Origin of the sequence: Acidovorax sp. A79 (assembly GCF_041154505.1) — a bacterium.
In the GTDB taxonomy this organism is placed as follows: domain Bacteria; phylum Pseudomonadota; class Gammaproteobacteria; order Burkholderiales; family Burkholderiaceae_C; genus Acidovorax.
This window is the reverse complement of sequence record NZ_AP028672.1, coordinates 4,356,632-4,380,886: the sequence shown is the minus strand read 5'-3', so window position 1 is coordinate 4,380,886 and position 24,255 is coordinate 4,356,632. Positions and strand designations below refer to the sequence as shown.

Here is a 24,255-nt window from a genome sequence, read left to right as displayed (position 1 = left end):
AAAGGCTTTGCGGCGGATCAGGCCGGAGCATCTCCGGCAAAGCGGGGATCCACCTCCACCGGCTCGTTCTCCACCCGCTGCTCGGACTGCACGTGGCGGAAGATGGCATGGATCAGCGGCTCGCAGCCTTCGCGCGTGAGGGCAGAAATCTCGAAGACGGGCCCTTTCCACTTGAAGCGCTTGACGAAGTCCTTCACCCGCGTTTCCCGCTCTTCGGTGGGCACCATGTCCAGCTTGTTCAACACCAGCCAGCGCGGCTTGTTGTACAGCTGCTGGTCGTATTTCTTGAGCTCGTTCACGATGGCCTTGGCCTGGGCCACAGGATCCACCGCATCATCGAAGGGCGCCAGATCGACAATGTGCAGCAGCAGGCGGGTGCGCTGCAGGTGGCGCAGGAACTGGTGCCCGAGGCCCGCACCTTCCGAAGCGCCTTCGATCAGCCCGGGAATATCGGCCACCACAAAACTCTGCTCAGGGCCCACGCGCACGACGCCCAGGTTGGGGTGCAGCGTGGTGAACGGGTAGTCCGCGATCTTGGGGCGGGCGTTGGACACCGCCGTGATGAAGGTCGATTTGCCCGCATTGGGCATGCCCAGAAGGCCCACGTCGGCCAGCACCTTCAGTTCCAGTTTCAGGTTCTTCTTCTCGCCGGGCCAGCCCGGTGTCTTCTGGCGGGGCGCGCGGTTGATGGCGCTCTTGAAGCGCATGTTGCCAAAACCACCATCCCCGCCCTTGGCGATGGTGATGACCTCGCCCGGGTTGAGCAGCTCGTACAGCACTTCGCCTGTTTCAGCGTCGGTGATGATGGTGCCCACGGGCATCTTGAGGGTGATGTCGGTGCCAGCGGCACCGAACATGTCCGATCCCATGCCATGCTCCCCGCGCTTGGCCTCGTGGCGCCGAGAGTAGCGAAAATCCACCAGGGTGTTCAGATTCGGATCCGCCACCGCGAACACATGCCCGCCGCGCCCACCGTCGCCCCCGTTGGGACCGCCGAACTCCTTGTACTTTTCATGCCGGAAAGACACGCAGCCATTGCCACCATCGCCTGCGGCAATGTCAATAAAGGCTTCATCGACGAACTTCATGGGATATCCAGTTTACAAAAGGGCGCGGCACCGACGGCAGGTTACCCGGCAGGTCGGGGCAGCGGAACGCCTCGGAGGCGCTGTCTGCGAATGGCTTGAACGCGCCATCGTACAGACCAAACAACAAAGCCCCGGCAAAGCGGGGCTTCGATGGCTACCGGAGGATGAACCTCAGGCAGGAGTCACATTGACCGTGGACTTGGACAACGCACCCTTGGTGCCGAACGACACGTGGCCGTCCACCAGGGCGAACAAGGTGTGATCCTTGCCCACGCCGACATTGTTGCCGGGGTGGAAACGCGTGCCGCGTTGGCGCACGATGATCGAGCCAGCGCTGATCAGTTCACCACCGAACGCCTTGACACCCAGCATCTTTGGCTTGGAGTCGCGCCCGTTTCGCGTAGAGCCGCCGCCTTTTTTCTGTGCCATGACTAGCTCCTTCGATTAAGCAGCAATCGCACCGATTTGCAGCTCAGTGAACTGCTGGCGATGGCCTTGGCGTTTTTGATAGTGCTTGCGACGGCGCATCTTGAAGATGTGCACCTTGTCGTGCTTGCCGTGGGCCACGACAGTGGCTTTCACGGTTGCGCCGGACACCAGGGGCGTACCGATCTTGAGTTCAGCGCCGTTGCCGACTGCCAAAACCTGATCGATCACAATTTCCTGGCCTACGTCCGCAGCAATCTGTTCTACTTTAATTTTTTCGCCGGAAGCAACGCGATACTGCTTGCCGCCGGTTTTTATGACCGCGTACATGTTGACCTCTTGATATGAGTTCTGCAGACGAATTTCCGCAGAGCCCAAGAGTATAGCGCATCGATCCGAGCAGCGCCAGCCCCCCGCATGCCGGCCGAGCGGCAGCCTCGCGCAACGCGCCGGGGCGCCTTCAGGGCTTCCTATAATCCGGTCTCTTTCTGCGACCACCATCTTGACTGACCACACCGCCCCCGCCGCATCGCCCCTCCTGCTCGTTGCACAAGACATGCACGAGGTCGACAAGGTCATCGGTCAGCGCCTGACTTCCAGCGTTCCCCTGGTCGCGCAGATATCCCAATACATCATTGCCGCCGGCGGCAAGCGCCTGCGGCCCGCGCTTTTGCTCATGGTGTGCGGAGCCCTGGACTACCGAGGCGCGCAGCGCCACAGTCTCGCGGCCGTCGTGGAGCTGATCCACACCGCCACCCTGCTGCACGACGATGTCGTGGATGCCTCCACCCTGCGCCGCGGCCGCCCCACTGCCAACGAAACTTTTGGCAATCCTGCCAGCGTGCTCGTCGGCGATTTCCTGCACACCCGCTCCTTCCAGATGATGGTCGAGGCGGGCAGCATGCGCATCATGGAAATACTCTCGGAAGCCACCAATGTGATCGCCGAGGGGGAAGTGCTGCAGCTCATGAACATGCACGATGCATCGCTGGACGAAGCGGGCTACCTGCGTGTCATCCGGTCCAAGACCGCCAAGCTGTTTGAAGCCAGCGCCCGCCTCGGCGCAGTGCTGGCGGGCAGTCCGCCCGATGTCGAAGAGGCCTGCGCAACCTACGGGCAGGCACTGGGAACCGCCTTCCAGATCATTGACGACGTTCTCGACTACGACGGCGACGCAGTGGAAATGGGTAAAAATCTGGGAGACGATCTTCGGGAAGGCAAGTCCACCCTGCCCCTGATCGCCGCCATGGAACGCGGAACGCAGAGCCAGGCGCAGACAGTGCGCCACGCCATTGAACAGGGCTCCACCGACCAATTGGCCGAGATCGTGCAGATTGTCCGCGACACCGGCGCACTGGACATCACCCGGGCAGCGGCCTTCGGCGAGGCCCGCCGCGCCATGGCGGCGGCCGAGCAATTACCCGCCAATGCCTATTCAGCAGGTTTGCTAGAATTGGCCGCACAATTGCTTGCACGACGCAACTGAGATGCCCCATTGCATCCACTTTCGAGTGCAATTGCACACAACGGGGTGTAGCTTAGCCTGGTAGAGCGCTACGTTCGGGACGTAGAGGCCGGAGGTTCGAATCCTCTCACCCCGACCACAAGACCGCATTTTCAACAAAAGCGCCGATTCTGTGGTGCTGTTGCCAATATCGACGGCTGTACAGCTTGTGGCTGATCGGTGATGATAGGATGGATTCTTTTCCACACCTAACACATTACCGGTTACATGGCCGCTGTTGATACTGCCCCCAAAGAAGCCTCTGCAGTGGCCCTTCCCGGATTGGGCAGGGCGTTGATGTCCGCCGGCAAGTTGACCCAAAAGTCGGCAGAGGACATTTACAAAAAATCACAGATCAGCCGCACCAGTTTTATTGCGGAATTGACGGGATCTGGTGCCGTGTCGGCTGCCGATTTGGCGCACACCGTTTCAGCCGTGTTTGGTGCGCCCTTGCTGGATCTGGAAGCGATTGATCCGCTTCGACTGCCCAAAGAGCTTCTCGATCCCAAAATATGTCAGGCGTATCGGGTCGTTGTCCTCAGCAAACGCAATAATCGTCTGATCGTCGCGACCGCCGATCCCACCGACCAGGAAGCTGCCGAGAAAATCAAATTCACGACCCAGATGGGGGTGGATTGGATTATCGCTGAATATGACAAGCTCAGCCGACTGGTAGAATCCACCACAAAATCAACCAGTGAGTCGATGGACACCCTGGTGAGCGGTGGAGGCGACTTTGATTTCGACGATGTAGCCATCGAAGAAGCACCCGACAACAACGATACCGGTGCCGGCGATGTGGAAGATGCACCCATCGTCAAGTTCCTGCACAAGATGCTGCTTGACGCATTCAATATGCGGGCCTCGGACCTGCATTTTGAACCCTACGAACACCAGTATCGGGTCAGATTCCGGATCGATGGAGAACTCCGGGAAATCGCATCCCCGCCCATTGCTATCAAGGACAAACTCGCATCCCGCATCAAGGTGATCTCCCGGCTGGATATTTCTGAAAAGCGAGTCCCGCAAGACGGACGCATGAAATTGAAGGTGGGCCCGGACAGGGTGATCGATTTTCGTGTAAGTACCCTCCCCACCCTGTTTGGGGAAAAAATCGTTATCCGTATCCTGGACCCGAGCAGCGCCAAGCTTGGGATCGATGCGTTGGGCTACGAACCTCAGGAAAAAGAGCGGCTGCTGGAGGCCATAGGGCGCCCCTATGGGATGATTCTGGTCACGGGCCCGACGGGGTCCGGCAAAACCGTGTCGCTATATACCTGCCTGAACCTGCTGAACAAGCCAGGCGTGAACATTGCCACCGCGGAAGACCCTTCGGAAATCAACCTGCCCGGGGTTAATCAGGTCAACGTCAATGAAAAAGCGGGGTTGACTTTTGCCGTGGCCCTGAAATCCTTTCTGCGGCAGGATCCCGACATCATCATGGTTGGTGAAATTCGCGATCTGGAGACCGCAGATATTTCCATCAAGGCAGCGCAGACGGGTCACCTGGTTTTGTCGACCCTGCACACCAACGATGCCCCCACGACCCTGACCCGGATGCGCAATATGGGGATTGCCCCATTCAATATCGCGTCCAGCGTGATTCTTATTACCGCGCAACGCCTTGCGCGCAGGCTGTGCCCTGTGTGCAAGGTGCCCGCCGATATACCACACGAATCCCTTCTCGAAGCGGGATACAGGGAGGAGGACATCGACGGAAGCTGGGTGACCTACCGTCCTGTAGGCTGCTCCGCCTGCAACAACGGCTACAAGGGCCGGGTCGGCATATACCAGGTGATGCCAATCTCGGAAGACATCCAGCGCATCATATTACGAGATGGAAGCGCGCTTGAAATCGCCGAGCAGGCACGCGCGGAAGGTGTTCGCTCACTGCGCGAATCTGGCCTGCACAAAGCAAGATTGGGTTTCACTTCGCTGGAAGAAGTGCTTGCCGTCACCAACGAATAACGAGCTAGAGGGACCAGCATGGCAACTGCTGCATCATCACGGGATATCAAGGAATTTGTTTTCGAATGGGAAGGCAAGGACCGACACGGGAAAATCGTGCGCGGCGAGGTGCGCGCTTCCGGGGAAAACCAAGTGCAAGCCACCCTGCGCCGCCAGGGTGTTTTCCCGACGAAGATCAAGAAAAGGCGCATGCGGTCGGGCAAGAAGATCAAGCCCAAGGACATTGCTTTGTTCACACGACAGCTTGCAACCATGATGAAAGCTGGGGTGCCTCTCCTCCAATCATTTGATATTGTGGGGCGAGGCAATACCAATGCGAGCGTTACCAAACTGCTGAATGACATCCGCTCTGATGTGGAAACAGGCACATCGCTGAATGCGGCGTTCCGCAAGCATCCAATGTACTTTAATAGCCTCTACTGCAATCTAGTGGAGGCAGGGGAAGCGGCAGGTATTTTAGAAGCACTGCTTGATAGACTGGCCACCTACATGGAGAAAACAGAGGCCATCAAGTCAAAAATCAAATCTGCTTTGATGTATCCAATTTCTGTGGTTATTGTAGCATTTGTAGTTGTAACGGTAATCATGATTTTTGTGATTCCCGCATTCAAGGAAGTATTTACTTCTTTTGGTGCGGACTTGCCCGCACCTACTTTGCTTGTGATGGCAATCAGTGAAGTTTTCGTGAAGTGGTGGTGGTTAATATTTGGCGTGATTGGCGGTGGTTTCTACTTCTTCATGCAGGCATGGAGACGAAGTGAAAAAGTACAGATGTTCATGGATCGGATTCTGTTGAAAATACCGATCTTTGGTGTTTTGATAGAAAAATCCTGTGTTGCGCGCTGGACACGCACATTGGCTACCATGTTTGCCGCTGGAGTACCCTTGGTGGAAGCACTGGACTCTGTTGGCGGCGCATCCGGTAATTCCGTCTATCTTCTTGCGACCGAAAAAATCCAACAGGAAGTCTCCACCGGCACGAGCCTTACCGCAGCCATGGGCAATGCCAATATTTTCCCGTCCATGGTGCTTCAGATGTGTGCCATTGGTGAGGAATCCGGCTCCATCGACCATATGCTGGGCAAGGCTGCCGATTTTTACGAGGCAGAAGTGGATGAAATGGTGGCAGGCCTGTCGAGCCTCATGGAACCCATCATCATTGTCTTCCTGGGAACGTTGATTGGCGGGATCGTGGTCTCGATGTACCTCCCCATCTTCAAGCTTGGCCAAGTCGTGTGATGGAGATGGAGACTTGGTGGAATGCGAGTTGGGGTGCGGTATTGGGACTTCTGATCGGCAGTTTTCTCAATGTGGTCATTTACCGGCTGCCCAAGATGATGGAGCGCCGGTGGACTGAAGAGGTTCAGGCGATGCAGGCACCGGCCGCACAAGCTGATACCAGCCCGGCGCATCCCGAGCCAGAACGGTTCAATCTCATGGTCCCCCGCTCTCGCTGCCCGTCTTGCGGGCACTTGGTGCAGTGGTACGAGAACATTCCTGTCGTCAGCTATCTCTTTCTACGGGGCCGTTGCTCGGCCTGCAAGGCGCGGATCTCGGTCCGATACCCTCTGATCGAGATGGCGACCGGTGCCCTGTTCTTCTTTTGCATCCAGCGCTGGGGTGTCACGGCCACGGGGATTGCATGGTGTGGTTTCTCGGCGGCCCTGGTGGCACTGGCATTCATCGACTGGGACACCACCCTCCTGCCCGACGACATCACCCTGCCGCTGCTGTGGGCCGGCCTTTTGTCGTCTGCCCTGCAGTGGATCGCAGTACCGCTGCACGCCTCGGTGTTCGGCGCCGTGGCGGGCTATCTTTCGCTTTGGCTGGTCTACTGGGGGTTCAAGCTCGCCACCGGCAAGGAAGGCATGGGGTATGGGGATTTCAAGCTGTTTGCCGCGCTGGGGGCCTGGTTCGGCTGGCAGGCCCTCGTACCCATCATTCTGATGTCCTCGGTGATCGGCGCCGTCATCGGCATCGCGATGAAAATCTTCAGCAGCCTGCGTGAAGGCGGCTACATCCCCTTCGGCCCCTTTCTTGTCGGGGCGGGATTCACGGCGATGGTGTTCGGGCCCCACGCCATTCTGGACACGGTGCTGAAACTCCTGAGCCTTTGAACGATGAATCCACGCAAGCATCCCTTGCGTCTGGGCCTGACTGGTGGCATTGGCAGCGGCAAGAGCACGGTGGGCCATGTGCTGGCCTCTCTGGGCGCCAGCCTGATCGACGCGGACCAGATCGCCCGCGAGGTCACAGGCCCGCACGGAGCGGCCATGGAGGCCATCCGCGCGACTTTCGGCAGCGACTTCGTGGATACCACCGGGGCGCTGGACCGGGGCCGCATGCGTGCACTGGCCTTCAGCCGGCCGGAGGCACGGGCCCAGCTCGAAGGGATCGTGCACCCGCTCGTCACCCTTCACGGCAATTTGAAGGCCGAGCAGGCGGCGCACGAGGGCCATGCGCTGATCGTGTTCGATATTCCGCTGCTGGCGGAATCCGGTCGTTGGGCCCGCAGGCTGGACGCGGTGCTGGTGGTCGATTGCTCTGCTGAAACCCAGATCGAACGCGTCATGCAGCGCAACGGCCTGACGCGAGAGGTGGTGCTGGGCATCATTGCGTCGCAAGCCAGCCGCCCGGCCCGGCGGGCCGTCGCAGATGCCGTGATTGCCAATGGCAGGGATTGCACGCTGGAGAACCTGCACGCGCAAACCCGGCAGGCAGCGGCGCTGTTCGGGCTATGATGCGAACGAAACCGTTTGTGCTTTCACTCCATGCCGTGCGCCACCGGCGTCAGAATACCCCCTGAGCCTCCAGGAACCCGCCAGCGTGATCCTTTACGAATATCCCTTTAACGAGCGTCTCAGAACCTATCTGCGGCTTGAGCAGTTGTTTCGCCGGTTGGGGGAATTGATACCCCGCTCCCACGCGCTCGATCATCACTTCGCGCTGGTCACGATCTTCGAGATCATGGACGTCGCAGCGCGGGCCGACCTGAAGTCGGACGTGCTCAAGGACATCGAGAAGCACAAGCACCAGCTCGACAGCTACCGGGGCAATCCCTCGATCTCCGAAGCGGCGCTGGATGCGATCATCGCCCAGCTGGACCGCTGTTTCACCGCGCTCAATACCCAGTCCGGCAAGTCGGGCCACTCGCTCACGGAAAACGACTGGCTGATGAGCATCCGCAGCCGGGTCGGCATTCCAGGGGGTACCTGCGGCTTTGACCTGCCCGCCTACTACGCATGGCAGCACCATGCGCCCGCCGTGCGGCAGCAGGCGCTCGAGGAATGGGCGTCCACACTGGCCCCCCTCGCTGAATCCATCTACGTGCTGCTCAAGCTGCTGCGCGATTCCGGCGTGCCCCAGAAGGTGGCTGCCGAGCGAGGCCAGTTCCAGCAGAATCTGCCGCAGGGCCGCACGTTCCAGTTGCTGCGCCTGCGCATCGATCCCGCCCTGGACCTGATTCCCGAAATCAGCGGCAACCGCCTCATCGTCTCGGTGCGGCTCATGCGGCTGGAGGGCGATGGACGCCTGCACGCCTGCAGCGAGGACGCTGCGTTTGAACTGACCCTGTGCGCCTGAGGCTCGGCGCTGGGTCGTGATTTGAGGACGACGACGAGACATGGCCGCTCCCGCCCCCCGCCCCGATGCGGCAACCGCCGCCCGCACCGTGACCTGCCCCACCTGCGGTGGAGACAGCGTCTACAGCCCTGCCAATGCCTACCGCCCGTTCTGCAGCGAGCGCTGCAAGCAGGTCGACCTCGGTGCCTGGGCAAGCGAGGATTTCCGGATGCCCGCAGAGGCCCCGCCCACCGATGCGCAGTACGGCGATCCACGCCAGCAACACTGACCCCGGCTGGCAGGCCAGCCCGCATCTTCAGGGAAATCGCCGCCCAGCGCCCTATCTGCAAGCGCAAATAGCTATTAATTCAATAGCGGTCTACGGAGGTGGTGGCGAAAACTCCACGCCCCGCTCCTGCGCAAGCCACTGCAGCACCGGGTAGGCACCTGGCAAGACAGGCGATACCGTCAGCGGAATCTGCTGCCATTGCATGGCCTGCCCTTCACGCATCTCGAACTGTCCCGACCATTCCCACACCTTGCACCAGTGCAGGCGCACCAGGGCATGCGGGTAGTCGTGCTCGGTGACTTTCCATACGCTGGCCGCCCCAATGGTCACGCCCAGCTCCTCGATCAATTCGCGGCGCAGTGCCTGCTCCACGGTTTCGCCCGCCTCCAGCTTGCCGCCCGGGAACTCCCAGTACCCGGCATAGGGCTTGCCCGGCGGGCGGGTGGACAACAGCATGGCGCCATCGGCGCGCAGCAGGATGCCCACCGCGACCTCCGTGTGCTTTCGGCTGGCTTGCGGGGCGGGAACCAGGGGCGTGGTTGCGGAATCAGCCACTGTGCCGTCCCGCATAGTCGCGCGCGAACTGGTAGGCCACGCGGCCGCTGCGCGAGCCGCGCTCCAGCGCCCAGACGAGTGCCTCGGGCCGCGCGGCCGTGATCGCGGCCCCGGACACCCCCAGGGAGGACAGCCATTGGGCCACGATGGTCAGGTACTCCTCCTGGCTGAAGGGGTAGAAGCTCACCCACAGGCCGAACCGCTCCGACAGCGAAATCTTCTCTTCCACCACTTCGCCGGGGTGCACTTCGCCATCCTCGGTGTGGGTGTAGGTGAGGTTTTCCGCCATGTACTCAGGCAGCAGGTGGCGCCGGTTGCTCGTCGCATAGATCAGCACATTCGGCGTGGCCGCCGCCACCGAACCGTCGAGGATCGACTTCAGGGCCTTGTAGCCCGGCTCGCCCTCCTCAAAGCTCAGGTCATCGCAGAACACGACGAATTTCTCTGGCCGGTCGGACACCACGTCCACGATGTCGGGCAGGTCGACAAGGTCGGCCTTGTCCACTTCGATCAGGCGCAGGCCCCGCCCCGCATAGGCATTGAGGCAGGCCTTGATGAGCGAGGACTTGCCGGTGCCGCGGGCGCCGGTCAGCAGCACGTTGTTGGCGGGCTTGCCCTGCACGAACTGCTCCGTGTTGCGCGCGATCCTCTCCTTCTGCCCGTCGATTTCCTTGAGGTCCGACAGCTGCATGCCGGCGACATGGCGCACGGGTTCCAGGGTGCCGTGGCCGCTGCTGCGCTTGCGGTAGCGCCAGGCAATCGAGCCCGACCAGTCGGGCGCGCCCAGCGGCTGGGGCAGCACGGATTCAATGCGGGCGATCAGTTGCTCGGCCCGCTCGATCAGGTGTTCAAATTTTTCGTTCATTTTCGCCTTCAGCGCTTGTGAATAAAGCGCTAGCAGCTATCAAATCAGGAGTCACTCACGAACGGTAGTCCGCATTGATGGTTACGTATTCGTGGCTGAAATCACACGTCCACACCGTGTCGGACACGCTGCCCCGGCCCAGCAGGACACGCACGGTGATCTCGCTTTGCTTCATCACGCGCTGCCCATCCTCCTCGCGGTAGGCCGGATTGCGGCCGCCCTTGACCGCCACATGCACATCGTCCAGGTACAGGTCGATGCCGGTCTGGTCCAGATCATCGATACCGGCATACCCCACGGCCGCGAGGATACGGCCCAGGTTCGGGTCGCTGGCATAGAACGCTGTCTTGACCAGGGGCGAATGGGCGATGGCGTACGCCACCTTGCGGCATTCGTCACCCGTCTTGCCACCTTCCACCCGGACGGTGATGAACTTGGTGGCTCCCTCGCCGTCGCGCACGATGGCCTGGGCGAGCTTTTGCGACACCGCCAGCATGGCTGCCTTCAGGGCCTGGCCCTCGGCGCTGGCCAGGGAAGCGATGGGCGCATGCGCGGCCTTGTTGGTGGCCACCACCACGAACGAGTCGTTGGTCGATGTGTCGCCGTCGATCGTGACCCGGTTGAAAGAGCCATCGGCCAGTTCGCGGGCCAGCTGCTGCATCACGGCCGGGGCCACACAGGCGTCCGTGGCCATGAAGCCGAGCATGGTGGCCATATTGGGCCGGATCATGCCGGCGCCCTTGCTGATGCCGGTGATGGACACCGTGGCGCCGCCAATCTGCACCTGCGCGGAGAACGCCTTGGGCAGCGTGTCGGTGGTCATGATGCCTTCCGCCGCACGGGCCCAATGGCCGGACTGCGCGTCAGCAATCGCGGCGGGCAGGCCGGCCTCGATGCGGTCGCTGGGCAGGGGTTCCATGATCACGCCGGTGGAGAACGGCAGGATCTGCTCGGGCGCCACGCCGAGCTGGCGCGCGAGCGCGCCGCAAGTGGCCCGAGCACGCGCCAGGCCATCGGCTCCCGTGCCCGCATTGGCATTGCCGGTGTTGACCACCATCGCACGGATCGCCTGGCCGGCGGCAAGGTGGTCGCGGCTGATCTGCACCGGTGCGGCGCAAAAACGGTTCTGCGTGAACACGCCCGCCACGCTGGCGCCCTCGTCCAGCAGGAACACGGTGAGGTCCTTGCGATGGGCCTTGCGAACACCGGCTTCGGCAACACCAATGCGGACGCCGGCGATCGGGTGCAGATCGGCGGCCACGGGGGCGACAAGATTGACAGGCATGGGAGACAGGGCCTTTCTGATAAAAACTGCGGCCGATTATCCGGAAAACCGTGGCCTGCCAATGAAAACACGGGCCGAAGCCCGTGTCATGTAAATCCACAGGCGTGGTTTCAACGCCTGCACGCGGGGGCGGTGCCCCGGGGCCTCAGGCCAGCTTGCCGTGGCACTGCTTGTACTTCTTGCCGCTGCCACAAGGGCAGGGGTCGTTGCGGCCCACGCGCATGCCTTCGGGCAGGTTCAGGCCGTCGCCGGGCTGCGCGCCCGCGGTGGTCTCCACCTCCCCCGTTTCGGTGGGGGCGGTATAGGTTACGTTGGCAATGCTCTCGCCGCGGCTTTCCATGTCCTGCGCAGCCTGGTCGAGCTGGGCCTGCGACTGCACCTGCACGGTCATGAGGATCTTGGTGACCTCGTTCTTGACCTGGTCGATCAGCTGGCGGAACAGCTCGAACGCCTCCCGCTTGTACTCCTGCTTGGGCTGCTTTTGCGCGTACCCGCGCAGGTGGATGCCCTGGCGCAGGTAGTCCAGCGCGCTCAGATGGTCGCGCCAGTTGGAGTCAAAGCTCTGCAGCAGCACCATGCGCTCGAACTGGGTGAAGTTCTCGCGCCCGACCTGCTCCACCTTGCCGTCAAAGGAGGCATGGGCGGCCGCCAGAACCTTGTCCAGGATCTCGTCGTCGGTGATGGCGCTGGCACCCTGCACCTGCTGCTGCAGGGCAATGGACACCTGCCATTCGTCCACCAGCGCCTTCTCCAGCGCCGCGAGGTCCCATTGTTCTTCCACCGACTCGGCCGGCACGTACTGGCGCACCAGGTCGGTCATGCAGTCTTCGCGCATCGCGGCGATCACGTCCGACAGGTCGGATGCGTCCAGGATGTCATTGCGCTGCTGGTAGATCACCTTGCGCTGGTCATTGGCCACGTCGTCGTATTCCAGCAATTGCTTGCGGATGTCGAAGTTGCGGGCCTCGACCTTGCGCTGGGCCGATTCGATGCTGCGCGTCACGATGCCGGCCTCGATGGCCTCGCCATCGGGCATCTTCAGACGGTCCATGATCGCCTTGACGCGGTCGCCCGCGAAGATGCGCATCAGCGAATCGTCCAGGCTCAGGTAAAAGCGCGAGGAACCAGGGTCGCCCTGGCGGCCCGAGCGGCCACGCAGCTGGTTGTCGATGCGGCGTGATTCGTGGCGCTCGGTGGCGATGATGCGCAGGCCGCCCAGTGCCTTGACCTTCTCGTGGTCGATCTTCCACTGCTCGCGCAAGGCGCTGACCTTGGCGGCGCGGTCGGCTTCGGACAGGCTTTCATCGGCTTCGATGGCCGCCACGTCCTTTTCGATGTTGCCGCCCAGCACGATGTCGGTACCACGGCCCGCCATGTTGGTGGCGATGGTGATCATGCCCTCGCGGCCGGCCTGGGCCACGATATCGGCCTCACGGGCGTGCTGCTTGGCGTTGAGCACCTGGTGCGGCAGGCCTTCCTTGTTCAGGAGCTGGTCGATGATCTCGGAGTTCTCGATCGACGTGGTGCCCACCAGCACCGGCTGGCCGCGCTCATGGCATTCGCGGATGTCCTTGATGGCCGCTTCGTACTTCTCGCGCGTGGTCTTGTACACGCGGTCGAGCTGGTCGTCCCGGCGGCTCGGGCGGTTCGGCGGGATCACGGTCGTTTCCAGGCCGTAGATCTCCTGGAACTCGTAGGCCTCGGTGTCGGCCGTGCCGGTCATGCCCGCGAGCTTGTTGTACAGGCGGAAGTAGTTCTGGAACGTGATGGAGGCCAGCGTCTGGTTCTCGGCCTGGATGTTCACGCCTTCCTTGGCCTCGACGGCCTGGTGCAGGCCTTCGCTCCAGCGGCGGCCCGACATCAGGCGGCCGGTGAACTCATCCACGATCACGATCTCGCCGTTCTGCACCACGTAGTGCTGGTCGCGGTGGTACAGGTGGTTGGCCCGGAGCGCCGCATACAGGTGGTGCATCAGCGTGATGTTGGCCGGGTCGTACACCGAGGCGCCCTCGGCGATCAGGCCGTGGCTGGCCAGGATGCGCTCGGCGCTCTCGTGACCCTGCTCGGTCAGGAACACCTGGTGGGTCTTTTCGTCCAGCGTGAAGTCGCCCGGCTTGGTCACGCCCTCGCCCGTGCGCGGATCGGCTTCGCCTTCCTGGCGCACCAGCAGCGGCACCACCTTGTTCATGGCGATATACATGGCCGTGTGGTCTTCGGCCTGGCCACTGATGATCAGGGGCGTGCGCGCCTCGTCGATCAGGATCGAGTCCACCTCGTCGACGATGGCGAAGTTCAGGCCCTGCTGCACGCGGTCCTGTGCTTCATAGACCATGTTGTCGCGCAGGTAGTCAAAGCCGTATTCGTTGTTCGTGCCGTAGGTGATGTCGGCGCGGTAGGCTTCCTGCTTTTGCTCGCGCGGCATGTTGGGCAGGTTGATGCCCACCGTGAGGCCCAGGAAGTTGTACAGCCGGCCCATCCATTGCGCGTCGCGGTTGGCCAGGTAGTCGTTCACGGTCACCACATGCACGCCCTTGCCCGACAAGGCATTGAGGTACACCGGCAAGGTCGCGGTGAGGGTCTTGCCCTCACCCGTGCGCATTTCGGAAATCTTGCCAAAGTGCAGCGCCATGCCGCCCAGCAATTGCACATCGAAGTGGCGCATCTTCATGATGCGCTTGGAGCCCTCGCGGACCACCGCGAAAGCCTCCGGGAGGATATCGTCCAGCGACTCGCCCTTGGCCACACGGTCCTTGAACTCCTGCGTCTTGGCACGAAGCTGCTCGTCCGACAGCCTTTCGTAGTCGGGCTCCATCGCATTGATGCGGGTCACCGTCTTGCGGTACTGCTTGAGGAGCCGGTCATTGCGGCTGCCGAATAGTTTGGTGAGGAAGTTGGTGGCCATGCGAACAGGACCGCTTGCCCGCTGCAATCAGCGCGCCAAGCGACCGAAATCCCTAAGATGAATTGAGTTCAGGTGGGTCCATCGCCATGGATTGCAAGCTCCTTGCAATCCCGGGCCTGAACACCGGACCCGCGATTTTACCTGCCCGCTGCGGGCACGGCCGGCTGGCCGGGCGATGCGCGGGGCTGGACCGCCGCAACCTGAGCCGCAGGGCCCGCGCCGCCCGCGCTCAGGAACTTCTGCGGGTCCTGGAAAACACCCTGCACCAGCACCTCGAAATGCAGATGGGGGCCCGTGGAACGCCCCGTGGTCCCCACCTCCGCAATCTTCTGGCCACGGCGCACGATGTCCCCCTGCTTGACCAGGGTGCGCGATGCGTGGGCGTAGCGCGTGACCAGCTGGTTGCCGTGGTCCACCTCGATCATGTTGCCGTAGGCGGGGTGGTATTCCTGGGTCACCACCACGCCACCGGCAGCGGCCAGGATGGGCGTACCCGTATCGGCCTGGAAGTCGAGCCCCGTGTGCAGCGCCGACTGGCCCGTGATCGGGTCCACCCGCCAGCCAAAGGACGAGCCGGGCACGCGGCCGGTCACCGGCGCATGGGTGGGAATCATCTTCTTTCGGATGTGCTGGTCGAACAGGCGCGATTCGAGCACCGTCATCAGGTCCACCCGCTGGTTGGTCAGGCGCTCCAGCTCATCGAGCGTGGACTGCAGCTCCTCCATCGACAGATTGCGCGCGCTCACGAGCACGCCCCCCCGGGCATCCGATTTCTGGATATCGGAGGGCGCCATGCCCGCCAGGCCCAGCACGCGGTCGCCCAGCGATTCCAGCTGCACCATGCGGGCCTGCATCTCGCCGACACGGCGGGCCATCGCATCCAGGTTGGCGCGCATGAACCGGTCCCGCTCGGCAAACTCGTCCTTCACGACCAGTCGGACCAGCGAGCCCACGATCGGCCAGCCTTCGCGCGCGCCCTTGAGGAAAACCCAGTGGTAGAGCGTCGCAGCCACCAGCATGAGGCACAGCGACAGCGCCAGCCCGGCCAGCAGCAGGCGCGTGCCCGACAGGTGAATGGCCCGGCTGCGCGCCAGCCTGGCGTCCGTGATAATCAGATGCACTACGAATTCTCCACGCCCGAAGACGCACACCATGAACCGCCGCCACTACGCCGTCAGCCTGCAGCAGGCCAGCGAGGACTCTCCCACGCTGGCCAAGCTCACAGCGTTGACACGCGATTCCAGTGATCGGCTCAAGGCCATTGAAATGCTGATTCCTGCGGCGCTGCGTCCCACGGTCCAGGCGGGGCCCATCGATGGGGACTCCTGGTGCCTGCTCGTCAAGAGCAATGCCGCAGCGGCAAAAATACGCCAGCTGCTGCCTGCTCTGCAGGCGCATTTGCGCAGCCGGGGGTGGGAGGTTAACGCGATTCGCCTGAAAGTTCAAACCTGACGGCCTGCGCCAGGGTCGGGGTCGGGGAATGCGTGGGAGACACCAGGGACATGGTGCCGGTTGTCGGAATCGAACTGACGACCTACCGCTTACAAGGCGGGTGCTCTACCAACTGAGCTAAACCGGCGAAGGCTGCATTTTATAGTGGAAAAAGCAGCCTCAAAAAAATGCTGGGGCCGTTATTTGACCCGCTTGAGAGAAGGCCGGGCACCACCCGCTGCCGGGGGAGGCCGCGGCGCGTCGCCGCCGTCGCCATCCTTCTTGCCATCGTCGGAGGGCACCAGTTGGACCACGCGGTCCTCGGGAGCAGGCACAGCGCCGGCCGCCACCACATCCTGCGCCGATGGCAATGCCTCCGGCAGCGCTGGAGCCTCCGGGCCCGCACCGCTGCTGCCAGCGAGCACATCCACCGGGGGAGGAAACGCCATGCCCTGGCCGTTTTCACGGGCATAGATGGCGATGACCCGGCCCACCGGGACGAGGATCTCCCGCGGCTTGCCGCCGAAGCGGGCCTTGAACTCGATGAAATCGTTGCCCAGCTGCAAGGCGCTCGTCGCGTCAAAGCTGATGTTCAGGACGATCTCGCCATCCTTCACGTACTCGCGCGGCACTTGCACGGAATCGTCCACGCGCACGGCCACATAGGGCGTGAGCCCGTTGTCGGTGCACCACTCGTACAGGGCACGAATGAGGTACGGGCGCGTGGAGGTGGATTCCTGTGCGGTCATGAAGATGGGTGGCTGCTGCGGTAGATGAAGAGAAATTGGGCAGGCCGCAGATTACTTGCGCATGACCTTTTCGGACGGCGTCAGCGCTTCGATGTAGGCAGGGCGCGAGAAGATGCGCTCGGCGTACTTGAGCAGCGGCGCCGCGTTCTTGGACAGGTCGATGCCGTAGTAGTCCAGGCGCCACAGCAACGGGGCAATCGCCACGTCCAGCATGGAGAAGTTGTCGCCCAGCATGTACTTGTTCTTGAGGAACACGGGGGCCAGCTGCGTGAGACGGTCGCGGATGTGGGCGCGCGCCTTTTCCAGCGCCTTTTCGTTGCCCTTGGTGGCGCGCGACTCCAGGATGTTCACGTGCACGAACAGTTCCTTCTCGAAGTTGAGCAGGAACAGGCGCACGCGGGCGCGGTCGACCGGGTCGCCGGGCATCAGCTGGGGGTGCGGGAAGCGCTCGTCGATGTACTCATTGATGATGTTCGACTCGTACAGGATCAGGTCGCGCTCGACCAGGATGGGCACCTGGCCGTACGGGTTCATCACGCTGATGTCTTCGGGCTTGTTGTACAGGTCCACATCGCGGATTTCAAAGTCCATGCCTTTTTCGAACAGGACGAAGCGGCAGCGGTGGGAGAAGGGACAGGTCGTACCCGAATAAAGCACCATCATGGTGGGAGGCTCCTAAAAATCAAAAGAGTGGGACGCCAAAAGCGCCCACTCTGCAAACAATCCGGCGGCACCCCGAAGGGCGCCTTCTCATGGATCTACGGCTCGTGCTGCTTACTTCACATCCTTCCAGAAGGCTGCGTTCAGCCTCCAGGCGATGATGGTGAAGAAACCGAGGAAGATCAGCACCCACACCCCCACGCGCACGCGGGTGTTCTGGGCGGGCTCACCCATCCACTGCAGGTAGTTCACGAGGTCGCCCACGGTCTGGTCGAACTGCAGCGGGGTCATCGTGCCTGGCTTGACCTGCTCCCAGCCCTTGAACACCTGGGTCTTGTGGCCATGGCTCTCGTGCTCTTCGAACACGGGGCGGCGGTCGCCCTGCATTTCCCACAGCACATGGGGCATGCCCACGCTCGGGAAAGCCAGGTTGTTCCAGCCGGTGGCCTTGGTGTCGTCGCGGTAGAACGTGCGCAGGAAGGTGTAGAGGTAGTCGGCACCCGTGCCGCCGTGGCCGGCGCGCGACCGCGCGATCACGGTCAGGTCCGGCGGGTTGGCGCCGAACCATTCCTTGGCCTGCTTGGGATCGATGGACGCCTTCATGGTCTCGCCGACCTTGTCGGTCGTGAACAGCAGGTTGTCCTTGATCTGCTGCTCGGTCAGGCCGATGTCGCGCAGGCGGTTGAAGCGCATGAAGGCAGCCGAATGGCAGCTCAGGCAGTAGTTGACGAATACCTTGGCGCCGTTTTGCAGGGAGGCCAGGTCGTTGGTCTTGTTGGGCGCCTTGTCCCAGGCGATGGTGTCACCACCCGAGGCGTGGGCGGCACCGGCCGCCAGGCCCACCGCGGCGATCAGCGTGAGGATGAGTTTCTTCATTGTTGTTGTCTCCAGGCTCAGTGCGCCACAAAGGTCACGCGGTCGGGCACTGCCTTGGCCTCGCCAATGCGGCTCCACCAGGGCATCAGCAGGAAGAAGCCGAAGTAGAACAGCGTGCCCACTTGCGATACGCGTTCGCCGATGGGAGACGGGGGCTGCACGCCCAGGTAGCCCAGGATCAGGAAGATGATCACGAAGACGCCATACAGGTACTTGTGCCAGTCCGGACGGTAGCGGATCGACTTGACCGGGCTGTGGTCCAGCCAGGGCAGGAAGAACAGGATGACCACGGCACCGCCCATCACCACCACGCCCCAGAACTTGGCGTCGATGGACAGCATCATCGCGATCACGACCACAGCCGCACCCGCGATGCCCACCTTGATGAAGCTGGGCAGCTTGGCCTTGAGCACGCCAAAGCCCGCACCGGCCACCACGCACAGGACCAGCACGTACATCATTTCGGTGGTAATGGCACGCAGCATCGAATAGAACGGCGTGAAGTACCAGACCGGCGCGATGTGAGCGGGCGTCTTGAGCGGGTCCGCGGGGATGAAGTTGTTGTACTCGAGGAAGTAGCCGCCGAACTCGGGCGCGAAGAACACCACCGCCGTGAAGGCCATCAGGAACATGGACAAGGCAAAGATGTCATGCACCGTGTAGTAGGGATGGAAAGGCACGCCGTCGAGCGGCTTGCCATTGGCATCCTTGGGCGCCTTGGGGCCCTTGATTTCCACGCCGTCGGGATTGTTGGAACCCACATCGTGCAGCGCCAGCAAGTGCGCCACCACCAGGCCGAGCAGCACCAGCGGCACGGCGATCACGTGGAAGCTGAAGAAGCGGTTCAGCGTGGCGTCGCCCACCACGTAGTCGCCACGGATCAGCAGCGCGAGGTCAGGACCGATGAAAGGGATGGCCGCGAACAGGTTCACGATCACCTGGGCGCCCCAGTACGACATCTGGCCCCAGGGCAGCAGGTAGCCCATGAAGGCTTCCGCCATCAGGCACAGGAAGATGGCGCAGCCGAAGATCCAGACCAGCTCGCGCGGCTTGCGGTAGCTGCCGTAGATGAGGCCACGGAACATGTGCAGGTACACCACCACGAAGAACGCCGACGCGCCCGTGGAGTGCATGTAGCGGATCAGCCAGCCCCAGGGCACATCGCGCATGATGTACTCGACCGACGCGAACGCCAGGCTGGCATCGGGCTTGTAGTGCATGACCAGGAAGATGCCGGTCACGATCTGGATCACCAGCACGACCAGCGCCAGCGAGCCGAAGATGTACCAGAAGTTGAAGTTCTTCGGAGCGTAGTACTCCGACATGTGCACCTTGTAGGCGTCGAAAGCGGTCGGGAAGCGGTTCTCGAACCAGTTCGTGACCTTGGCGCCCGCCGAGGCGTTGGGAGAGATTTCCTTGAATTCAGCCATGTCGTCGTGCTCCTTCAAGCCTTCTTGTCTTCACCGATCAGCAGGCGCGTCTCGGTAAGGTACATGTGGGGGGGCACTTCGAGGTTGTCGGGTGCGGGCTTGTTCTTGAAGACGCGGCCGGCCATGTCGAACGTGGAGCCGTGGCAGGGGCACAGGAAACCGCCCTTCCAGTCGTCGGGCAGCGACGGCTGGGCGCCGGGCTGGAACTTGTCGGAGGGCGAGCAGCCCAGGTGCGAGCAGATGCCCACGCCCACGAAGATTTCCGGCTTGATGGAGCGGGCTTCGTTGCGCGCGTACTCGGGCGTGAGTTCGGAAGGCTTGCGTTCAGACTTGGGATCCGCGAGCTGGCCATCGAGCTTGGGCAGCTCGGCGAGCTGCTCGGGCGTACGCTTGATGATCCAGACGGGCTTGCCGCGCCACTCCACAGTGACTTTTTCTCCGGGCTTGAGGGCGGAAATATCCACCTCGACGGCAGCACCGGCGGCTTTGGCGCGCTCGGAGGGCTGAAAAGTACTCACGAAAGGTACGGCGGTTGCCACGCCGCCCACCGCACCAGCACAGCCGGACGCGATCAGCCACGTCCGTTTGCTGGAGTCGATTGGAGTGTCACTCATGGGGATCCTCGATGAACATCGCTAGATTGGGGTCAACCGCGAATTGTAGCGGAGTGAAAATGGTTATTTCAAAGTGAGGGACTGTCTTGACAGGCCACCGCTCCGGGCAATACTCCGGGATCGCCATTCACACAAGGAGCACAACATGGGGATGATGCAGGAGTTCAGGGAGTTCGCGGTCAAGGGCAATGTGATTGACCTCGCCGTGGGCGTCATCATTGGGGGGGCCTTCGGCAAGATCGTGGACTCTGTCGTGTCGGACCTGATCATGCCGGTGGTCGGGCTGGTGTTCGGCAAGCTCGATTTTTCCAACCTGTTCGTGGTGCTGGGCACGGTGCCGCCGGGCACCGCCATGACGCTGGACGCCCTCAAGAAGGCGGGCGTGCCGGTGTTTGCCTACGGCAACTTCCTGACCGTGGCCGTCAATTTCATCATTCTGGCGTTCATCATCTTCATGATGATCAAGCAGATCAACCGCCTCAAGCGCGAAGCCCCCGCTGCCCCCGAAGCCCCGGCCGCGCCACCGGAAGACATCGTGCTGCTGCGCGAGATCCGGGACAGCCTGAAGAGATAGCCCCCTGAGGCGCTGCGCGCCTCCCCACGGGGGACGCGCCCGGTGGCCTGGCAAAGCCGGCTCCACGGGTGCGCTGCCGTGAGGTGCGCCGGTTTCGCGGGTGGCGCTGGTTTGGCGCCACTCTCTCGATTGCTATATAAACAGTAGCATTCAGCGCTTTACCATCAAGCGCCAGCGTGCAATTCACTCACACAGCGCCCGCGCCATGCGCACCGCCTCGATGAGGCTCGCGGCGTCGGCCACGCCCTGCCCCGCGATGTCGAACGCCGTGCCATGGTCGGGGCTGGTACGCACCAGCGGCAGGCCCAAGGTCACGTTCACGCCCTTGTCCACGCCCAGGTACTTCACCGGGATGAGGCCCTGGTCGTGGTACATCGCGACAACCACGTCGAACTCGCCAGCGCGCGCGGGTGTGCTGCGCGCACGCATGAACACCGTGTCCGGCGCGAACGGGCCGTGCACGTCCAGGCCCTGTGCCCGCGCCGCGGCAATGGCCGGTGCAATCACCTCCACTTCCTCGCGCCCGAACAGCCCGCCCTCGCCCGCGTGGGGATTGAGCCCCGCCACCGCCATGCGCGGCGCGCGGCCCAGGCTGCGCGCCAATGCGGCGTGCGTGATCTGCAGGGTCTGCAGCACATTGCCTGGCGTGACCGCGTCGATGGCGTCGCGCAGCGACACGTGGATGCTGACCAGCACCGTGCGCAGCTCGTCGCTGGCGAGCATCATGCGCACGGGCATCTGCGCCAGTGCCACGCCCTGGTGCGCAGCGGCCTCGGCCTGCAGCAGCTCGGTATGGCCCGGGAAAGCGACGCCGGCGGCCGACAGCGCCTCCTTGTGCAGCGGCGCCGTCACCAGGCCCGCCACCTCGCCCCGGAGCGCTGCCCGCGCGGCCCAGACCACGCTGTCGGCCGCCGCCCGCCCCGCCTCGGCGCTGATCCGCCCCCAGTGCTGCGGTCCCGGGATGCCGGGCAGGGCCAGCACCGGAATGCAGCGGGGAGGCATCGCCAGGGCCTGCGCCGCCGCCGCGATCTGCGCCACCGGCACGGCCGGAACGCCGGGGCGCACGATGGCCTGCGCCGCACGGCGCAGCGTGGCGACGTCGCCCACCACGAAACAGCCCTGCAGGTCCTGGGGCGCATCGCGGAAGGCCTTGGCGACGATCTCGGGGCCGATGCCTGCGGGATCGCCTTGGGTGATGGCCAGTGGTGTCATGGGGATGGAATGGAAATGGAATCAGCGTCCAGCGCCGGAGGGAAAAGCGCCAAATGCTATTGATTAAATAGCAATATCACCAAAAGGCTTCGCGGCCCTCAGGCCGGGTTGGGGATTTCGATGAACACATGCTCCAGGCCCAGCAGCCCGGACACGTGCGCGGCGACGGCCGGCGCTCCGTAGCGCTCGGTGGCGTGGTGCCCCGCCGCGATGAAACACACGCCCATCTCGCGTGCCAGATGGGCCTGGGGCTCCGAAATCTCCCCTGTGATGAAGGCATCCGCCCCCGCGGCAATCGCTGATTCGAAGTAGCCCTGGGCGCCGCCCGTGCACCAGGCCACGCGGCCCAGAGGCTGCTGCCGCTGCGCGCCCGCCGCCTCGGGCTGCACGAGGGTCACGGCCCGTCCCAGTGCCCGGGCCACGTGGTCGGCCAGCGCCTGGCCGTCGGCGAAGGCCGCCGGCGCGGAGAATCCCAGGTCCTGCTCCCCGAACCGCGCATCGGCGGCAAGGCCCAGCACGCGCCCCAGCTGGGCGTTGTTGCCCAGTTCGGCGTGCGCATCCAGCGGCAGGTGGTACGCGAACAGGTTGATGTCGTGCGCCAGCAGCAGCTGCAGCCGCTGCTTCATCCAGCCCGTCACCCGGCCGTCCTGGCCACGCCAGAACAGGCCATGGTGCACGAAGATGGCATCGGCCCGCTCGCGGATGGCCGCCTCGATCAGGGCGCGGCTGGCCGTCACGCCACTCACGATGCGGCGGACTTCGGCCTTGCCCTCGACCTGCAGGCCGTTGGGACCGTAGTCCTTGAAACGCTCGGGCTGCAGCAGGCTGTCGAAGGCCTGCAGAAGGTGGGTGCGTGAAATGCTCATGCGGCTATTGTCGCGCGCGCCGGCGGTCCCAGTTGGGGGACAATGTGCCCGCAGAGGCGGCCAGGGCCTGCCGTGCAGGCCGAAAGCCCCAGCCCCACACCCCCTTCCGCCCCTTCCTCATCGGTACAGAAGAATTTCATGAAGCGCATCTGGTTGCTGTTTTCCCAGGCCGTGACGGTGTTCGTTGCCGCCTATTTCGTCGTCGCCACGCTGCAGCCGAGCTGGCTGGGCCGGGGCGCCACCACGCGCTCGGGCGCGGGCATCGCGCTGCTGGAGGCTCCCGCGACCACCGCCAGCCCGCAGCCAGCGGCGGGAAGCTTCAGCGCTGCCGCGCGCCAGGCCGCGCCCGCGGTGGTCAGCATCAATACCAGCAAGGCCGTGCGCCATCCGCGCAGCAACGACCCCTGGTTCCAGTTCTTCTTTGGCGACCAGGGCGCGCAGGCGCAGGCCGGGCTGGGCAGCGGCGTGATCGTGAGCCCCGACGGCTACATCCTGACCAACAACCACGTGGTGGAGGGCGCCGACGAGATCGAGGTGACGCTGACCGACAGCCGCCGCGCCCGCGCCCGCGTGATCGGCACCGACCCCGACACCGACCTGGCCATCCTCAAGATCGAACTCGACAAGCTGCCCGTCATCGTGCTGGGCAACTCGGACGTGCTCGCCGTGGGCGACCAGGTGCTGGCCATCGGCAACCCGTTCGGCGTGGGCCAGACGGTGACCAGCGGCATCGTGAGCGCGCTGGGCCGCACGCAGCTGGGCATCAACACCTTCGAGAACTTCATCCAGACCGACGCGGCCATCAACCCCGGCAACTCGGGCGGCGCGCTGGTGGACGTGAACGGCAACCTCATGGGCATCAACACCGCGATCTACTCGCGCTCGGGCGGCAGCATGGGCATCGGCTTTGCGATCCCCGTGTCCACCGCGCGGCTGGTGCTGGACGGCATCGTGAAGGACGGCCAGGTCACGCGCGGCTGGATCGGCGTGGAGCCCAACGAGCTCTCCCCCGAGCTGGCCGAGACCTTCGGCGTGAAGGCCACCGAAGGCGTGATCATCACCGGCGTGCTGCAGGACGGCCCTGCGGCCCAGGCCGGCATGCGGCCCGGCGACGTGATCGTGCGCGTGGATGGAAAAAACGTGGGCAATGTGTCCGAACTGCTGACCGCCGTGGCGGGGCTCAAGCCCGGAACCGTGGCCCCGTTCAACGTGCAGCGCGGCGACAAGCTGGTGGAGCTGAGCATCAACCCTGGCGTGCGCCCAAAGCCGAGAAAGAGGTAACAAGCCCCGCGCCGCCGCGCGGCGCCCTCAACGGGGGCGCCGCGGACGGCCCGGCGAAACCCGCGTTCCATGGCCCCGGGCTGGCTGCGCGCCAGTTCCCACCGATGGCCAAGCAGCTG

25 protein-coding genes and 2 tRNA genes are annotated in these 24,255 nt (G+C 63.4%); 11 read left to right on the top strand and 16 right to left on the bottom strand.

Annotation, left to right across the window (positions count from 1 at the left end):
* Window positions 1–17 precede the first annotated feature (17 nt).
* From cgtA to rplU, 3 genes are all read right to left on the bottom strand, one after another.
* Entirely contained in the window at window positions 18–1,088 is a 1,071-nt protein-coding gene (cgtA, locus tag ACAM51_RS20120; protein ID WP_218293475.1) for an Obg family GTPase CgtA, read from the bottom strand.
* A gap of 171 nt (window positions 1,089–1,259) precedes the next feature.
* Complete coding sequence (rpmA, locus tag ACAM51_RS20115) at window positions 1,260–1,517, bottom strand: 50S ribosomal protein L27 (RefSeq protein WP_008905145.1); 258 nt, start codon at window positions 1,515–1,517, stop codon at window positions 1,260–1,262.
* Between the two features lie 15 nt (window positions 1,518–1,532).
* Window positions 1,533–1,844: a 50S ribosomal protein L21 gene (rplU, locus tag ACAM51_RS20110; protein ID WP_010462012.1), complete on the bottom strand. Its 312-nt coding sequence runs from the start codon at window positions 1,842–1,844 to the stop codon at window positions 1,533–1,535.
* 226 nt (window positions 1,845–2,070) lie between these two features.
* Here rplU and ACAM51_RS20105 point away from each other — a divergent pair, with 226 nt between their 5' ends.
* The 8 genes from ACAM51_RS20105 (at window position 2,071) to ACAM51_RS20070 (ending at window position 8,836) form a co-directional block, all read left to right on the top strand.
* Window positions 2,071–3,000 carry a polyprenyl synthetase family protein gene (locus tag ACAM51_RS20105; RefSeq protein ID WP_218294407.1) on the top strand — a complete coding sequence of 310 codons (930 nt, stop codon included), beginning with the start codon at window positions 2,071–2,073 and terminating at the stop codon, window positions 2,998–3,000.
* Between the two features lie 41 nt (window positions 3,001–3,041).
* A tRNA-Pro gene (locus ACAM51_RS20100) sits at window positions 3,042–3,118 on the top strand.
* 128 nt (window positions 3,119–3,246) lie between these two features.
* Window positions 3,247–4,986, top strand: coding sequence for a type IV-A pilus assembly ATPase PilB (pilB, locus tag ACAM51_RS20095; RefSeq protein WP_369641664.1), 1,740 nt, complete (start codon window positions 3,247–3,249; stop codon window positions 4,984–4,986).
* Between the two features lie 18 nt (window positions 4,987–5,004).
* Window positions 5,005–6,225: a type II secretion system F family protein gene (locus tag ACAM51_RS20090; RefSeq protein WP_369641663.1), complete on the top strand. Its 1,221-nt coding sequence runs from the start codon at window positions 5,005–5,007 to the stop codon at window positions 6,223–6,225.
* A complete protein-coding gene (locus ACAM51_RS20085) occupies window positions 6,225–7,103 on the top strand; it encodes an A24 family peptidase (protein WP_369641662.1) in 879 nt (292 codons plus the stop codon). Before ACAM51_RS20090 ends, ACAM51_RS20085 begins: the two co-directional genes overlap by 1 nt.
* 3 nt (window positions 7,104–7,106) lie before the next feature.
* A complete protein-coding gene (gene coaE, locus ACAM51_RS20080; RefSeq protein ID WP_369641661.1) occupies window positions 7,107–7,727 on the top strand; it encodes a dephospho-CoA kinase in 621 nt (206 codons plus the stop codon).
* An 85-nt stretch (window positions 7,728–7,812) separates the two neighbouring features.
* Window positions 7,813–8,568: a cell division protein ZapD gene (zapD, locus tag ACAM51_RS20075; RefSeq protein WP_218340321.1), complete on the top strand. Its 756-nt coding sequence runs from the start codon at window positions 7,813–7,815 to the stop codon at window positions 8,566–8,568.
* Between the two features lie 40 nt (window positions 8,569–8,608).
* On the top strand, window positions 8,609–8,836 hold the full coding sequence (locus ACAM51_RS20070; RefSeq protein WP_218340322.1) for a DNA gyrase inhibitor YacG: 228 nt from the start codon (window positions 8,609–8,611) through the stop codon (window positions 8,834–8,836).
* Window positions 8,837–8,926: 90 nt separating this feature from the next.
* Here ACAM51_RS20070 and ACAM51_RS20065 read toward each other — a convergent pair whose 3' ends face one another.
* The 5 genes from ACAM51_RS20065 to ACAM51_RS20045 form a co-directional block, all read right to left on the bottom strand.
* Window positions 8,927–9,292, bottom strand: coding sequence for an NUDIX domain-containing protein (locus ACAM51_RS20065; RefSeq protein ID WP_369643863.1), 366 nt, complete (start codon window positions 9,290–9,292; stop codon window positions 8,927–8,929).
* 91 nt (window positions 9,293–9,383) lie between these two features.
* Window positions 9,384–10,256, bottom strand: a complete 873-nt coding sequence (locus tag ACAM51_RS20060; RefSeq protein WP_218293468.1) for an ATP-binding protein — start codon at window positions 10,254–10,256, stop codon at window positions 9,384–9,386.
* A gap of 55 nt (window positions 10,257–10,311) precedes the next feature.
* Window positions 10,312–11,541 carry a bifunctional glutamate N-acetyltransferase/amino-acid acetyltransferase ArgJ gene (argJ, locus tag ACAM51_RS20055; RefSeq protein ID WP_369641660.1) on the bottom strand — a complete coding sequence of 410 codons (1,230 nt, stop codon included), beginning with the start codon at window positions 11,539–11,541 and terminating at the stop codon, window positions 10,312–10,314.
* A 145-nt stretch (window positions 11,542–11,686) separates the two neighbouring features.
* Window positions 11,687–14,443 (bottom strand): preprotein translocase subunit SecA, encoded by a 2,757-nt coding sequence (gene secA, locus ACAM51_RS20050; protein WP_369641659.1) that lies wholly within the window; start codon window positions 14,441–14,443, stop codon window positions 11,687–11,689.
* A 137-nt stretch (window positions 14,444–14,580) separates the two neighbouring features.
* Window positions 14,581–15,564 carry a M23 family metallopeptidase gene (locus ACAM51_RS20045; RefSeq protein ID WP_369641658.1) on the bottom strand — a complete coding sequence of 328 codons (984 nt, stop codon included), beginning with the start codon at window positions 15,562–15,564 and terminating at the stop codon, window positions 14,581–14,583.
* 31 nt (window positions 15,565–15,595) lie between these two features.
* Between ACAM51_RS20045 and ACAM51_RS20040 the strand changes: the two genes are divergently transcribed.
* The gene (locus ACAM51_RS20040; protein ID WP_218293464.1) at window positions 15,596–15,895 is read left to right on the top strand and encodes a hypothetical protein; all 300 of its coding nucleotides are present in this window, start codon (window positions 15,596–15,598) and stop codon (window positions 15,893–15,895) included.
* A gap of 51 nt (window positions 15,896–15,946) precedes the next feature.
* On the opposite strand, the gene ACAM51_RS20035 is transcribed toward ACAM51_RS20040, so the two are convergent.
* The 6 genes from ACAM51_RS20035 to petA all read right to left on the bottom strand — a co-directional run bounded on the left by ACAM51_RS20035 (window position 15,947) and on the right by petA (window position 20,203).
* Window positions 15,947–16,022 (bottom strand) — tRNA-Thr (locus ACAM51_RS20035).
* A 52-nt stretch (window positions 16,023–16,074) separates the two neighbouring features.
* Complete coding sequence (locus tag ACAM51_RS20030) at window positions 16,075–16,623, bottom strand: ClpXP protease specificity-enhancing factor (protein ID WP_369641657.1); 549 nt, start codon at window positions 16,621–16,623, stop codon at window positions 16,075–16,077.
* A gap of 51 nt (window positions 16,624–16,674) precedes the next feature.
* On the bottom strand, window positions 16,675–17,286 hold the full coding sequence (locus tag ACAM51_RS20025) for a glutathione S-transferase N-terminal domain-containing protein (RefSeq protein ID WP_007854512.1): 612 nt from the start codon (window positions 17,284–17,286) through the stop codon (window positions 16,675–16,677).
* Window positions 17,287–17,397: 111 nt separating this feature from the next.
* Window positions 17,398–18,159, bottom strand: coding sequence for a cytochrome c1 (locus tag ACAM51_RS20020; protein WP_218293462.1), 762 nt, complete (start codon window positions 18,157–18,159; stop codon window positions 17,398–17,400).
* Window positions 18,160–18,176: 17 nt separating this feature from the next.
* Window positions 18,177–19,589: a cytochrome bc complex cytochrome b subunit gene (locus tag ACAM51_RS20015; protein WP_218293461.1), complete on the bottom strand. Its 1,413-nt coding sequence runs from the start codon at window positions 19,587–19,589 to the stop codon at window positions 18,177–18,179.
* Window positions 19,590–19,603: 14 nt separating this feature from the next.
* Window positions 19,604–20,203, bottom strand: coding sequence for a ubiquinol-cytochrome c reductase iron-sulfur subunit (petA, locus tag ACAM51_RS20010; RefSeq protein WP_218293460.1), 600 nt, complete (start codon window positions 20,201–20,203; stop codon window positions 19,604–19,606).
* A 145-nt stretch (window positions 20,204–20,348) separates the two neighbouring features.
* On the opposite strand from petA, the gene mscL reads away from it, so the two are divergent.
* The gene (gene mscL / locus ACAM51_RS20005; RefSeq protein WP_218293459.1) at window positions 20,349–20,777 is read left to right on the top strand and encodes a large conductance mechanosensitive channel protein MscL; all 429 of its coding nucleotides are present in this window, start codon (window positions 20,349–20,351) and stop codon (window positions 20,775–20,777) included.
* Window positions 20,778–20,960: 183 nt separating this feature from the next.
* Here mscL and pdxA read toward each other — a convergent pair whose 3' ends face one another.
* On the bottom strand, window positions 20,961–21,989 hold the full coding sequence (gene pdxA / locus ACAM51_RS20000; RefSeq protein ID WP_369641656.1) for a 4-hydroxythreonine-4-phosphate dehydrogenase PdxA: 1,029 nt from the start codon (window positions 21,987–21,989) through the stop codon (window positions 20,961–20,963).
* 98 nt (window positions 21,990–22,087) lie between these two features.
* Complete coding sequence (locus tag ACAM51_RS19995) at window positions 22,088–22,855, bottom strand: Nif3-like dinuclear metal center hexameric protein (protein WP_369641655.1); 768 nt, start codon at window positions 22,853–22,855, stop codon at window positions 22,088–22,090.
* A 138-nt stretch (window positions 22,856–22,993) separates the two neighbouring features.
* Between ACAM51_RS19995 and ACAM51_RS19990 the strand changes: the two genes are divergently transcribed.
* A complete protein-coding gene (locus ACAM51_RS19990; RefSeq protein ID WP_218293456.1) occupies window positions 22,994–24,136 on the top strand; it encodes a S1C family serine protease in 1,143 nt (380 codons plus the stop codon).
* Window positions 24,137–24,255 lie beyond the last annotated feature (119 nt).